The following is a 13,862-nucleotide window of genomic DNA, read 5'->3' as shown; positions in this document are numbered from 1 at the left end:
AAGGCTGCTGCCGGCGCTGGGTCCGCTTAGCGGAGGTTATAGAACGCCGACTTGCCCGGGTAGCTGGCGATATCACCGAGATCTTCCTCGATGCGCAGCAGCTGGTTGTACTTCGAGATGCGGTCGCTGCGCGAGAGCGAACCGGTCTTGATCTGACCCGCGTTCAGGCCCACGGCGATGTCGGCGATCGTCGAGTCTTCGGTTTCGCCCGAGCGGTGCGAGATCACGGCCGTGTAACCGGCGCGCTTGGCCATTTCGATTGCCGCGAAGGTTTCCGTCAGCGTGCCGATCTGGTTGATCTTGATGAGGATCGAGTTGGCGATGCCCTTCTCGATGCCTTCCTTCAGGATGCGCGTGTTGGTCACGAACAGGTCGTCGCCCACGAGTTGGACCTTCTTGCCGAGCTTGTCGGTCAGGAGCTTCCAGCCGGCCCAGTCGGACTCGTGCATGCCGTCTTCGATCGAGACGATCGGGAACTTGTCGGCGAGCGTCGCGAGGTAGTCGGCGAATTCGGCCGACGACAGTTGCAGGCCTTCGCCCGCGAGCTGGTACTTGCCGTCGTGGTAGAACTCGCTCGCTGCGCAGTCGAGCGCGAGCAGGACGTCTTCACCGGCGCGGTAGCCGGCCTTCTCGATGGCTTGCAGGATGGTCGAAAGGCACTCGTCGTTGCTGCCGAAGTTCGGTGCGAAGCCGCCTTCGTCGCCCACTGCCGTGCTCATGCCGCGATCCGAGAGGATCTTCTTGAGCGCGTGGAACACTTCCGCGCCGCAACGCAGCGCTTCGCGGAAGGTCGGCTGGCTCACCGGCACGATCATGAATTCCTGGATGTCGAGGCTGTTGTTCGCGTGCGCGCCGCCGTTGACGATGTTCATCATCGGGACCGGCAGTTGCATTGCGCCCGAGCCGCCGAAGTAGCGGTACAGCGGCAGGCCGGCTTCCTCAGCGGCGGCCTTCGCGACGGCCATCGACACGGCCAGCATGGCGTTCGCGCCGAGGCGCGACTTGTTGTCGGTGCCGTCGAGCTCGAGCAGGGTCTTGTCGAGGAAGGCTTGTTCCGACGCGTCGAGGCCCATGATCGCCTCGGAGATTTCGGTGTTGATGTGCTCGACGGCCTTCAGCACGCCCTTGCCGTTGTAGCGGCCGGCTTCGCCGTCGCGCAGTTCGATCGCTTCGCGCGAGCCCGTGGATGCGCCCGACGGCACTGCCGCGCGGCCCATCGTGCCCGATTCGAGCAGCACGTCGCATTCGACGGTGGGATTGCCGCGCGAATCCAGAATCTCGCGACCGATGATATCTACGATTGCACTCATGGTTTCCTCAGGAAATGACAGTAATTCTTGCGCGAGCTGCGCCGCCTGCTGCATCGCCCCGCGAGGCACAGTTTCTATGCTCGTTCGGGGGCACACCGTCACATGGGACAGGCTGCGCGCTCGCCAGGTTCAACTTGCCGCAGCGCGACGCTCACGTTCCCGTGACCGATGCGCTGCCACGCTGCCTTGTAAATCGAGCGCGGTGCGGTGCGCCGCGCTGCTCCTCCATCGCGCCGCTCATGCAATCGAAGCGGCGCGCCGTACTACGTAATTTCCAGCTCAGCTGAAGTCGTTCTCGAGGAACGGCGTGCGCTTGACCGCCTGGTCGAGCGTCACGAGGGTTTCGAGCAGGTCGGCCATGCGGTTCAGCGGCACGGCGTTCGGGCCGTCGGACTTCGCCTGCGCGGGGTTCGGGTGCGTCTCCATGAAGAGACCCGCCACGCCCGTGGCCACGGCCGCGCGAGCGAGCACCGGCACGAATTCGCGCTGCCCACCCGAGCTCGTGCCCTGCCCGCCCGGCAGCTGCACCGAGTGGGTCACGTCCATCACGACCGGCGCACCCGTCTCGCGCATGATAGCGAGCGAGCGCATGTCCGAGACGAGGTTGTTGTAACCGAACGAAACACCGCGTTCGCAGGCGAAGAAGCGGTCTTCGGAAAGACCCGCCTCACGCGCGGCTTCGCGAGCCTTGTCGATCACGTTCTTCATGTCGTGCGGCGCGAGGAACTGGCCTTTCTTGATGTTCACAGGCTTGCCCGAGCGCGCACACGCGTGGATGAAGTCGGTCTGGCGGCACAGGAACGCGGGCGTTTGCAGCACGTCCACGACCGAAGCCACGGGTCCGATCTCTTCTTCGGTGTGCACATCGGTCAGCACCGGCAAGCCGAGCTGACGCTTCACTTCGGAAAGGATGCGCAGGCCCTCGTCCATCCCGAGGCCGCGAAACGACTTGCCGCTCGAACGATTGGCCTTGTCGTAAGACGACTTGTAGATGAACGGAATGCCGAGCTTCGACGTGATTTCCTTCAAGCGCCCAGCCGTGTCGATCGTCATCTGTTCGGACTCGACGACACAGGTGCCTGCGATCAGGAAGAACGGCTTGTCGAGACCTACCTCGAAACCGCACAGATTCATGCTTTCTCCTCGGCGCGCGCCTCGTGGTGCGCGACTGCCGCTTCGACATACGCCTTGAAGAGCGGATGGCCGTCACGCGGCGTGGACGTGAATTCCGGGTGGAACTGGACGCCGACGAACCACGGGTGCATGTCGCGCGGCAGTTCCATCATTTCCGGCAGGTCTTCGGTCGGCGTACGGGCGCTGATGATAAGGCCGCCGGCTTCGAGCTTGGGCACGTAGCCGTTATTGACTTCATAACGGTGACGGTGACGCTCGTTCACGTCCTTGCCGTAGATTTCTGCCGCGAGCGTGCCGGGCTTGATCGGGCAACGCTGCGAACCGAGGCGCATCGTGCCGCCGAGGTCCGAGTCTTCGGTGCGCTTCTCGACCTTGCCTTCGCGATCGGCCCATTCGGTGATGAGCGCGACGACGCGGTCGGGCGTGTCCGGATCGAATTCCGTGCTGTTCGCGTGCTTCAGGCCCACCACGTCCCGCGCGAATTCGATGACGGCGAGCTGCATGCCGAGGCAGATGCCGAGGTACGGCACCTTCGCTTCGCGGGCGTACTGGATGGCCTTGATCTTGCCTTCGGTGCCGCGACGGCCGAAGCCGCCCGGCACGAGGATCGCGTCGAGATGCTTGAGGCTCTCGACACCTTCTTCGTCGATCTGCTCGGAGTCGATGTACTCGATGTTCACCTTCGCCGAGGTCTTGATCGACGCGTGGCGCAGCGCTTCGATGAGCGACTTGTACGACTCGGTCAGGTCGACGTACTTGCCGACCATGCCGATCGTGACTTCGTGCTTCGGATGCTCGAGCTTCTCGACCATTTCCGCCCAGATCGACAGATCGGCGGGCTTGGCGGAGAGCTTCAGTTCGTCGCAGACGATCGAGTCGAGGCCCTGGTCGTGCAGCATCTGCGGGATCTTGTAGATGCTGTCGGCGTCCCACACCGAGATCACGGCGTCTTCGGGTACGTTCGAGAACATCGAGATCTTCGAGCGCTCGTCGTCCGGAATGCGGCGGTCGGCGCGGCACAGCAGCACGTTCGGATAGATACCGATTTCGCGCAGCTTCTGCACGCTGTGCTGCGTGGGCTTGGTCTTGAGCTCACCCGCCGTGGCGATGAACGGCACCAGCGTGAGGTGCACGAAGCACGCGCTATTGCGGCCAAGGCGCAGGCTCATCTGGCGCGCGGCCTCGAGGAACGGCAGCGACTCGATGTCGCCCACCGTGCCGCCCACTTCGACGATCGCGACATCCGGCTCGCCGCACGTCGCCGATGCGGCGCCGCGTTCGATGAATGCCTGGATTTCGTTCGTGATGTGCGGAATGACCTGCACGGTCTTGCCCAGATAGTCGCCGCGGCGTTCCTTGCGGATCACCGATTCGTAGATCTGGCCCGTGGTGAAGTTGTTGGCCTTGCGCATCTTCGTGGTAATGAAGCGCTCATAGTGGCCAAGGTCGAGGTCGGTTTCCGCTCCGTCTTCCGTCACGAACACTTCGCCGTGCTGAAACGGGCTCATCGTGCCGGGGTCGACGTTGATGTAGGGATCGAGCTTGAGGAGGGTGACTTTCAGACCGCGCGATTCGAGGATCGCGGCGAGGGAGGCGGCGGCAATACCCTTGCCAAGGGAGGAAACTACGCCGCCGGTGACGAAAACATATTTGGTCATCGCTGGATGCTCGCGGGAAAAACGGATTATACCTGAAAGCAAGGGCTAACCCTGAATTTTGAGCGAGCGGAAACGATGCGCGACACGTAGCCCCACGCCCTACCGTGCCCCGCAAGCAACCGCGCCGAAAACCGGCCGCTCAGGCTCCGTTTTCCATGGCGTAAAGCATGCGCTGTACCGCGCGCGCGGTCTCGATCGGACGCTCCATCGGATACAGATGACTGCCCTCGATCCACTCGAAGCGCTCGCCGGCGATGCGCCGTGTTGCCGCAAGCCCGACCTGGCGCACTTCACGCGACTGCGTGCCCGCGACGAAGCTCACCGGCACGGGCGAGCCGTGCACGAGCCTCGGGCCTAAGGTGTGCGGCAGCGTGCGGTAAATCATGTACTCGGTCTGGCGGTCGAAGGCGAGCGTGCGACCGCCGTCGACCGAGGTCTGAGGAATGCCGAAGTCGACATAGTCGGAAAGCACGCGCTCGTCCCAGCGCGCGAATGCCGCCTTCGAATGGAAATGCCGCCAGGCCTCGTCGCGGCTCGCCCAGTTCGTGCGGCGCGTGCGCGTGGCGACGGCAGGCGACAGGCGCTCGTCGAGCCCGGTCCACTGCGAGACCCGCAACATGCTGCTGCGCCAGCCCGCGATCACCGGCGAATCGAGCATCACGACGCCCTTGACCCATTGCGGCTTTTTCAGCGCGGCCATCAGCGAGAGATAGCCGCCGAGCGAATGGCCGACGAGCCACACGGGCTCCTCGTAGGTGCGGCCGATGTCGTCGAGCAGTTGTTCGACGAGATGCGGCCAGTCGCGGGTGACGGGAAAGCGCGCGTCGTGCCCGATGCGCTCGATGTAGCGCAACTCATAGTTGTCGCCCAGTTCGGCGAAGAACGTGCGATACGTCGAGGCCGGAAAGCCGTTCGCGTGCGAGAAATGGATGACGTTTTTCAAAGGCGGCGTGTCTCTCTATTTTGTTGATCTCTTTCGTCATTCGCGCTTTCGTTCACCCTGCTATCGGCGCGTCAGTCCTGCGTCGGCGGGTCCATCCAGTAGCGCCGCTGCGTGTCGCGAAAGCGCTCGACGGCAAGTGCGCCGGGTCGCGCCTCGACGCGCGCGGCGCCGTCCGCGTCGCTGCGCGCGAGCACGATGTCGCGGGCCGCGTAGCGCGCGTAGACGCCCGGATGCGGGTGATGAAAGCGGTTCAGATAGCCTACCTGAAATATCGCGACGAGCGGCCAGACAGAATCGAGGAACGGTTCAGTCGACGAGGAGCGGCTGCCGTGATGCGGCACGACCAGCACCTGGGCGCGCAGCCGCTCGGGGTCGCGCGCGACCAGCGTGCGCTCGACGCCCGCTTCGATGTCGGCGGCGATCAGCGCGGAGACCCGACCGTCTTGTGCCTCGGGCGCAACGCTTGCCGCCGTCGTCACCCGCAGGACGCAGCAATGCGCATTGGGTTTGCCCGCGAGCGGCCCGGGCTCGGGCCATAGCACCTCGAAGTCGACGCCGTCCCACCGCCAGCGCTGGCCGGCGGCGCACCGCACGGTCTGCGCGCCCCTTGTGCGTGCGCTCGCCCACAGCGGATGCGCGGGCAGGATGCCCGCCACAAATGCCTCGACGTCGACACCGTCGAACACGGCTTGCGCGCCGCCCGAATGATCGGAGTCGTCGTGGCTGATCATCAGCGCATCGAGGCGCCCTATGCCATGCGCCTGCAGATACGGCACGACAATGCGCTCGCCCGCCTGCGTCGACTCGGGGCCCGGGCCCGCGTCGAACAGCAGGCGATGCCGGGCCGTCTCGACCAGCACCGAGGTGCCTTGGCCGATGTCGAGCGCCGTGAGCCGGAAAGCGCCCGGCGGCGGCCCCGTGGGCGCAGGCACCAGTAGCGGCAGCCATGTGAACGGTGCGATCCAGCGCATTGGCCAACCGCGTGGCGCAAGCCACCAGACGACGCCCACTGCAGCGCACGCGAGCGGCCACGCTCCGGGTTGCGGCAGCCGTAAAACCGCCCACGGCAGGCCCTCCAGCGCGCTCAGCGCCACAACCAGCCAGTCGAGGCAGGTATGCGCCGCGCGCAGCGCGAGTGCGTCGACCGGCGCGGGCATCGCGGCGCTCGCGATTACGAGCGGCGCGACGAGCATGCTCACCCAGGGAATCGCAAAGGCATTGGCCAGTGGGCCGATGAGCGGTATTTGCGCGAACCAGTACGCAGTGAGGGGCGCGAGCGCCAGGGTCACGGCCCACTGCACGCGGGCGCTATCGCCAAGGCGTGACGCAAGACGTCGCATCGCCCCACGCCAGTCATCAGGCGGAAGCGCCATGGCGGCAAGACGTCGAACCGCGCCTTCGCGCGCAGCAGGCCCTGCGAATGGATCGGTTCGGTCATGCAGCGGATCGGCGGCGTCCGCGGCAGCATTCTGCGGCGCGTCCCTGTGCAAGCGCGGCACGCCACTCGCCGCGAAGAGGATCGCTCCGACCGCGCAGAACGAAAGCCAGAATCCCGCTGCGGTCACCGCCCACGGATCGCGCAACAGCACGAGCCCGAGCGCCCACGCCAACACATGCGAGCGCGCGAGCTCGCGCCCGGCGAACAGCGCGAGCGCGACGACCACCAGCATCCAGAGCGCGCGCTGCACCGGCACATTGAAACCTGCGAGCGCCGCATAGACGCCCGCCGCGAGCAAGGCCCCCGCAACGGCCACCTTTTGCGCCGGCACGATGAGTGGCGCATCGACGCCGCGCCAGCGCGCGCGCCGCCACAGTGCGCCCGCGACCCACCCGGCGAGCCCCGCGACGAACGCGAGATGCAGCCCGGAGATCGCCACCAGGTGGCTCGTGCCCGTATTGCGCATGAGACGCCTGTCCGCGTCGCTGACCGCGTCCTGTGCGCCGGTGGCGAGCGCGATGACGATGCCGCGATGCGGTGCGTCGCCGAGCACTGCGTCGATGCGCGCACGCAGCGCGGCGCGCGCCCGCTCGATGCGCACGCCTACGCCGGTGGCGTCGACGGGCAGACGCACCGCATGCCCGGGATCGCTCACGTACCCGGTGGCGCGAACGCCGCGCGCGAGCAGCGCGGCCTGCGTGTCGCGCAGGCGGAAGTTGCCGTTGCCGTGCGGGCGTTTGAGCCGCACGGCAAGGCGCCAGCGTGCGCCGGGCACGAGCGGCGGCAGCGGCGCCTCGCGCGCCACCCACGATAGTTGAATCAAATGCGGCAGCGCCGTGGCAGCCTTGTGCGTTTCCCAGGATTCGACACGAAAGAGGAAGCTTGCGCCGTTCGCTCCGTAGGAAGGCAAGCTGGAGATATAGCCGCTGATGGCTATGTTACGCGCCTGCCAGGCAGCGGGAAGCGCCTCAGCAAGCCGTGTCTCTGCACGCCACGCCGCATAGCCAAAGCCCGCGCATGCGGCCGCAAACCACACCGCCGCCCAGCCGCTGGCCATGCGCCAGCGTCGCCCGCAAGACAGGCCGACATGAGATTCGTCCGCCGGTGCCGCGCCGCCCAACGCCCATGCCGCCCACGTGGCCCCAAGCACGGTTGCCAGAACCAGCGCGACCCACGCCCCCCACCCCGGCAACGCCGCCTGTCGCTGCAAGACAATCACGCCCAGCGCAAACCCGCACCACATCGCCCGCATCCCGCCTCCTCGCAACGAGGGGGCTGAATGCACAAACCGTGTCAGTCGCGCCGCGCAAAATGCACCTTGTGCACGCCACCCTGGAAACGATTATGCAGACGAAAGCGCGAGCCGCGGCAGCGCAGCCGCCGCGTTAGCCGTCGTGCCAAGTGCGAGTTCGTCGGGACTCAAGCCCCGCAAGCCTGCGAGCACGGCGCCGATGCGCGGCACCTGGTCAGGCGTGTTGCGCGCGCGATAAAGCCAGGCGGGCGAGATGTCCGGCGCATCGGTTTCCATGACGATGGCCTCGAGCGGCAGTTGCTGCGCGAGTCTGCGGATCTGCAGCGCGCGCTCGAACGTCACATTGCCGCCGAAGCCCAGATGCATCCCTTGGTCGATGAACGCACGCGCCTGCTGGAAGCTGCCGTTGAACGCATGCGCGATGCCGCTTTTCACGCCGTTGCGGCGCAGCCCCTTGAGCACCTGGTCCTGCGACTTGCGCACATGGCAGATCGCCGGCAAGCCGAACTCGCGCGCAAGGCGCAACTGGGCATCGTAGAAGTGCTGTTGCCGGGCGTCGTCGAGGCCCGGCACGAAGTAATCGAGCCCGATCTCGCCGATGCCGACGAAGCGCGGATCATCGAGACTCGCCTCGATCTCGCGGCGCAGCACTTCAAGGTCTTCGTCATGCGCCTGCGGCGTATAGAGCGGATGAATGCCGAGCGCGTAGACGGCGCCCTCGGTGCGGTGCGCGAGCGCGCGCACCACGTCGAAGTTCTCGCGCGCCACCGCCGGGATCACGATGCGCGACACACCCGCCGCGCGCGCCGCCGACGCGACCGCGTCGCGGTCCGCGTCGAACTCGGCGGCATCGAGATGGCAGTGCGTGTCGATCCACATGGCGCTCGCTCGCGGGAAGGCTCAGACCGGTACGACCGGTTCCTCGTGCAACATGCCGTCGCGCAGGCGCACGATGCGGTCGCAGCGCGCCGCGAGGTCGGGATCATGTGTGACGATCACGAAGCTCGTATCGAACTGGTCGGAGAGTTCGAGCATCAGATTGAAGACGTTATCCGCTGTCGCGCCGTCGAGGTTGCCCGTGGGCTCGTCGGCGAGCACGCATGCGGGCTTCGTCACGAGCGCACGCGCAATGGCCACGCGCTGGCGCTCGCCGCCCGACAGTTCGCCCGGCCGGTTGCGCGCGCGATGCGAGAGGCCCACGCGTTCGAGGATCTGCATCGCCTCGGCACGCGCGTCTTCCTGCGTCATGCGGCGAATACGCAACGGCATCGCCACGTTGTCGAGCGCCGAAAACTCCGGCAGCAGATGGTGGAACTGATAGACGAAGCCCAGTGCCCGATTGCGCAGTTCGTTGCGCTCGCGCTCTGACAGCTCGGTGAACGGCTTGCCGAGCACCGAGACCTTGCCCGCGCCCGGCTCGTCGAGTCCGCCGAGCACGTGCAGCAGCGTGCTCTTGCCCGAGCCCGACGCGCCCACCACAGCGAGCTTCTCGCCGCGCTTCACTTTCAGATCGGTGTCGTGCAGCACCTGCACTGCAAGCTGGCCCTGGCCAAACACCTTCGAGACGCCGTGCGCTTCGAGCACGTACGGATAATCGCCAGCCGCGGCGATCAGCGATTGACGGTCATTCATAGCGCAGCGCCTCCGCGGGACGAACCTTGGCCGCGCGCCAGCTCGGATAGAGCGTGGCGAGCGCGGACAGCACGAAGGCGATCACGCCGATGCGGATCACGTCGGAAGCCACGAGTTCGGAAGGCAGCTCGCTGATGAAATAAACCGAAGGCGGCAGGAACTGAATGCCGAGCAGATGCTCGATCGCCGGCACGCTCCATGGAATGCTCCACGCGATCAGGCAGCCGAGCGCAATGCCGATGGCCGTGCCCACGAAGCCGATCGTCACGCCCTGCACGACGAAGATCTTCATGATCGAGCCCGGCTGCGCGCCGAGCGTGCGCAGGATCGCGATATCGGCCTGCTTGTTGGTGACGGTCATGACGAGAGACGAAACGAGGTTGAACGCCGCGACCGCGATGATGAGCGTGAGAATGATGAACATCATGCGTTTTTCGATCTGCACGGCCGAGAACCAGGTCTTGTTCTGCTGCGTCCAGTCGCGGATATAGAGGTCGCCCGAGAGCGTATGCACGAGCTGGCGCGCCACCGCCGGCGCGCGCTGCATGTCCTTCAAGCGCAGACGCACGCCGCTTGGCGCGCCTAAGCGATAAAGCACTTCGGCGTCGCGGATGTTGGTGAGTGCGAGCGTGCTGTCGTACTCGTAATGGCCCGACTCGAATACGCCCATCACCGTGAACTGCTTCAAGCGCGGCAGCATGCCGGCCGGCGTGATCGAACCCTCGGGCGCGACCAGCGTGACCTTGTCGCCCACCGTCACGCCCAGGTTCACAGCGAGATCGGCGCCGAGCACGATGCCGAAGCTGCCGGGCGTGAGGTCGTTCAGGCTGCCCGCCTTCATTTCCCGGCCGATGTCCGAAACCTGCGGCTCCTCGGAAGGTTCGATGCCGCGCAGCGCAACGCCGTTCACGCTGTCGCCGCGCGTGAGCAGCGCCTGGGCGTCCACGTAAGGCGCCGCGCCAATGACTTCAGGATTGGTCTTCGCTTCTTTCGCGGTGAGCTGCCAGTCGGGCATCGTGCCCGTCGGCGAAAAAATCTCGATGTGCGCAAGCACGGAAAGCATGCGGTCGCGCACGTCGCGCTGGAAGCCGTTCATCACCGAAAGCACGACGATCAGCGCCGCGACGCCGAGCGCGATGCCCGACATCGATATGAGCGCGATGAACGAGATGAACCCGTTGCCGGTCGTGCGTTTGCCGGCGCGGGTGTAGCGCCAGCCTATCTGCCATTCGTAGGGAAGTTTCAAGCGAATCCTTTTGCGTCTTCGTTGCGCTCCGGCGCCGTATCGACCCTGGGGCCAGTGCGCCGGACGGCCGGAGAATATCGTGCCGGGTCGGGCGGCGATCAACCGCGAAGTTTGCCACACTGGCGGCGGGTCACGGATATTCGACGGAGTTCCCCGTGAACTTTCCCGCGTGAGAACCGTAGCCCCCGGGAGGCGTTTGCCTGCCCTCTGCTTCGAGCCGCAATTCGCCCACAAGTGCCGCAGCACCAGCATAACGGGTCGAGGCGATGCCGTTGCGGCACGCCCGAGGGCCGCCCGGCGCACGTAGCGCCGAAGTACAATGCGCACCATCATGCCCGCCGACCGACTCCATCTTCTCGTCCCCTTTGCCTTGCCGTCCGCCGCGGCCGCCTCCACCGCGCTCGCGGGCCTCGAATACCCGGCGCTCGCGAAACTGGTTGCGCGTGCGACACTCGGCGAGCAGGTGATCGGCGAGGACTTCCAGCGTACGCTGCCGCACGAGCGCTGGGTCGCGCGCCAGTTCGGCGCGCTCGGTCCGGCGAGCGCGAACCGCGCAAACTCCGCGCCGGCCGCCGACGACGAAGCACCGCTTGCGCCTTACATGCTGCTCGCCGATGGCGGCACGCCCGGCGACGCCACGTGGGCGTGCGTGCAGCCCGTGCACGTGCGCATCGCGCACGATCATCTGGTGCTGATCGACCCCGCCTCGCTCGAACTCGCCGACGCCGACGCCGCCACGCTCTACACTGTCGCCCGCCCGCTGATCGAAGAACTGGGCGTGCGCATCGAGGCGCCGACGCCGCAGCGCTGGTATCTCTCGTCGGAAGCGTTCGGCACGCTCGCGGGCGCGTCGCCCTTGCGCGCGAGCGGCCGCAACATCGAGATCTGGCTGCCGCACGAGGCCCATTCGGGCCAGCGTTCGCGAGCCTGGATGAAGGTGCAGAACGAAGTGCAGATGGCGTGGTTCGAGCATCCCGTGAACGAGGCCCGCGAAGCGCGCGGTCTGCCCGCTGTCAATTCGATCTGGTTCCACGCCCAGGGCGCGCTGCGCACCGTCACGAGCCCCTATGCGCGTGTGCGCTCCGATGCGGCCGCCACGCGCGGCCTGGCGCTCGCCGCGAAGGCGCAAGTCGATGCCGCGCCCGCGACCTTTGCCGCGCTCGCAGCCGCGCTCAACAACGGTTCGGGCACGGGCGCGACGCTCGTCGAGCTCGATCCGTTCTCGGCGGCCTTCATCCAGCAGGACTGGGGTCGCTGGAACGCCGCGTTCGCTCAACTTGAGCGCGACTGGTTCGCGCCCGCGCTCACGGCGCTGCAAACGGGCGCGCTCGCCGCGCTCGACCTGACGCTATGCGGCGACACGGGCTCGGTCACGCTGTCCATCACGCGCGGCGATTTGCGCAAGTTCTGGCGACGCCGCCTGTTCGCGTCGCTTTTTATCGAATGATTCCCGAATGACTTCTTTTTTCCGCGCTCACGCATGACCCGAATCGTCACCCGCGCCTGCTCGCCCGCCGACACCGAAGCGCTCGTGCGCCACGGCCTGCATCCGGTGCTCGCGCGCCTCTACGCCTCGCGCGGCGTTTGCCAGCCCGACGAGATCGAAACCGGCCTCGCGCGCCTCATTCCGCCCACCGGCATGAAGGGCCTCGACGAGGCCGCCGAACTGCTCGCCGACGCGCTCGAAGCCGAGTGCCGCATGCTCGTGGTCGCCGACTACGATTGCGACGGCGCGACGGCGTGCGCCGTGGCCGTGCGCGGCCTGCGCATGTTCGGCGCGCAGATCGACTACTTGGTGCCGAACCGTTTCGAGTATGGCTACGGCCTCACGCCCGAAATCGTCGCACTCGCCGCGCAACGCAAGGGCGGTCCACCCGACGTCCTGATCACGGTGGACAACGGCATCGCCAGCGTGGAAGGCGTCGAAGCCGCGAACGAACTCGGCATCGAGGTGCTCGTCACCGACCATCACTTGCCCGGCGACACGCTCCCCGACGCGCGCGCCATCGTCAATCCGAACCAGCCGGGCTGCGAGTTTCCGAGCAAGTGCATCGCGGGCGTGGGCGTGATGTTCTACACGCTGCTCGCGCTGCGTGCGGAGCTGCGCAGGCGCGGCGCGTTCAGCGACGGCAAGCCCGAGCCGCGCCTCGACGGCCTGCTCGATCTCGTCGCGCTCGGCACCGTCGCCGACGTCGTGAAGCTCGACTGCAACAACCGCGTGCTCGTCGCGCAAGGCTTGCAGCGCGTGCGCAACGGCCGCATGCAGCCGGGCATCGCCGCGCTCTTTCGCGCGGCGGGCCGCGACGCGAAAACCGCGTCGGGCTTCGACTTCGGCTTCGCGCTCGGCCCCCGCCTGAATGCGGCCGGCCGGCTCTCGGACATGTCGCTCGGCATCGAGTGCCTGACCACCGACGACGTGGGCCGCGCCTGGGAGCTTGCGCAGCAGCTCGACGGCATGAACCGCGAACGCCGCGAGATCGAAGCCGGCATGCAGCAGCAGGCGCTCGCCGATCTCGCCGACGTCGATCCGCAAGGCAAGGCCACGCTCACGCTGTTCAACGAAAGCTGGCACCAGGGTGTGATCGGCATCGTCGCGGGACGGCTCAAGGAGCGCTTTCACCGCCCCTCGTTCACCTTCGCGCCTGCCGACGACGACGGCGAGCTCGTGAAGGGCTCGGGCCGTTCGATCCCCGGTTTCCATCTGCGCGACGCGGTCGATCTGATCAGCAAGCGCGAGCCCGGTCTGATCCAGAAGTTCGGCGGCCACGCGATGGCCGCGGGCATGACGATCGCCGCCGCCGACGTGCCGCGCTTTGCCGCCGCCTTCGAGCGCGTGGGCCGCGAGTGGCTCACCGAAGAGGCGCTCGCGCGCACGGTCGAAACCGACGGCGATCTCGAAGACGCCTACTTCACGCCTGATTTCGTCGAGATGCTCGATGCCGCCGTGTGGGGCCAGGGCTTCCCGGCGCCCGTGTTTTCGGGGGAATTCGAGGTGGCCTCGCAGGCGCTCGTGAAGGACAAGCACCTCAAACTGCAACTGCTGCGCGGGCGCCAGCGCTTCAACGCGATCTGGTTCAATCACACCGAATCGCTGCCGCAGCACACCACGGTCGCCTATCGGCTCGTGCGCGACACCTGGAATGGCGTGTCGCGCGTGCAGCTCGTGGTGGAGCACGCTGCGCTCTAAGCGCGCCTTGAACTGCACGTTGCACTGAAAAGCGCGGGCCGCCGGAAGCGCCCGCGCCGCCC

At 66.8% G+C, this 13,862-nt stretch carries 10 protein-coding genes; 2 read left to right on the top strand and 8 right to left on the bottom strand.

The annotated features are described in order from the left end of the window. Positions 1–26: 26 nt before the first annotated feature. The 8 genes from eno to AB4Y43_RS17365 form a co-directional block, all read right to left on the bottom strand. Entirely contained in the window at positions 27–1,310 is a 1,284-nt protein-coding gene (gene eno / locus AB4Y43_RS17400; protein ID WP_028216897.1) for a phosphopyruvate hydratase, read from the bottom strand. A gap of 279 nt (positions 1,311–1,589) precedes the next feature. Then, a complete protein-coding gene (gene kdsA, locus AB4Y43_RS17395; protein WP_069265539.1) occupies positions 1,590–2,444 on the bottom strand; it encodes a 3-deoxy-8-phosphooctulonate synthase in 855 nt (284 codons plus the stop codon). Next, positions 2,441–4,102 carry a CTP synthase gene (locus AB4Y43_RS17390; RefSeq protein WP_069265538.1) on the bottom strand — a complete coding sequence of 554 codons (1,662 nt, stop codon included), beginning with the start codon at positions 4,100–4,102 and terminating at the stop codon, positions 2,441–2,443. Before AB4Y43_RS17390 ends, kdsA begins: the two co-directional genes overlap by 4 nt. A 139-nt stretch (positions 4,103–4,241) precedes the next feature. Next, on the bottom strand, positions 4,242–5,045 hold the full coding sequence (locus tag AB4Y43_RS17385; protein WP_069265537.1) for an alpha/beta fold hydrolase: 804 nt from the start codon (positions 5,043–5,045) through the stop codon (positions 4,242–4,244). A 71-nt stretch (positions 5,046–5,116) separates the two neighbouring features. After that, on the bottom strand, positions 5,117–7,735 hold the full coding sequence (locus AB4Y43_RS17380; RefSeq protein ID WP_368728402.1) for a ComEC/Rec2 family competence protein: 2,619 nt from the start codon (positions 7,733–7,735) through the stop codon (positions 5,117–5,119). A 90-nt stretch (positions 7,736–7,825) separates the two neighbouring features. Beyond that, the gene (locus AB4Y43_RS17375) at positions 7,826–8,614 is read right to left on the bottom strand and encodes a TatD family hydrolase (RefSeq protein ID WP_368682953.1); all 789 of its coding nucleotides are present in this window, start codon (positions 8,612–8,614) and stop codon (positions 7,826–7,828) included. A gap of 21 nt (positions 8,615–8,635) precedes the next feature. Beyond that, positions 8,636–9,367 (bottom strand): lipoprotein-releasing ABC transporter ATP-binding protein LolD, encoded by a 732-nt coding sequence (lolD, locus tag AB4Y43_RS17370; RefSeq protein ID WP_368728401.1) that lies wholly within the window; start codon positions 9,365–9,367, stop codon positions 8,636–8,638. Beyond that, the gene (locus tag AB4Y43_RS17365) at positions 9,360–10,613 is read right to left on the bottom strand and encodes a lipoprotein-releasing ABC transporter permease subunit (protein WP_069265533.1); all 1,254 of its coding nucleotides are present in this window, start codon (positions 10,611–10,613) and stop codon (positions 9,360–9,362) included. The genes lolD and AB4Y43_RS17365 overlap by 8 nt, the downstream gene beginning before the upstream one ends. Positions 10,614–10,932: 319 nt before the next feature. Here AB4Y43_RS17365 and AB4Y43_RS17360 point away from each other — a divergent pair, with 319 nt between their 5' ends. Next, positions 10,933–12,060 (top strand): regulator, encoded by a 1,128-nt coding sequence (locus AB4Y43_RS17360; RefSeq protein ID WP_069265532.1) that lies wholly within the window; start codon positions 10,933–10,935, stop codon positions 12,058–12,060. Between the two features lie 33 nt (positions 12,061–12,093). Then, positions 12,094–13,800, top strand: coding sequence for a single-stranded-DNA-specific exonuclease RecJ (recJ, locus tag AB4Y43_RS17355; protein WP_368728400.1), 1,707 nt, complete (start codon positions 12,094–12,096; stop codon positions 13,798–13,800). Positions 13,801–13,862: the final 62 nt, after the last annotated feature.

The sequence above is a fragment of the Paraburkholderia sp. BR10872 genome (assembly GCF_040965835.1).
Classification (GTDB): Bacteria; Pseudomonadota; Gammaproteobacteria; order Burkholderiales; family Burkholderiaceae; genus Paraburkholderia; species Paraburkholderia nodosa_A.
Note: the sequence above shows the minus strand (reverse complement) of the source record. Positions and strands in the feature narration are given on the sequence as shown.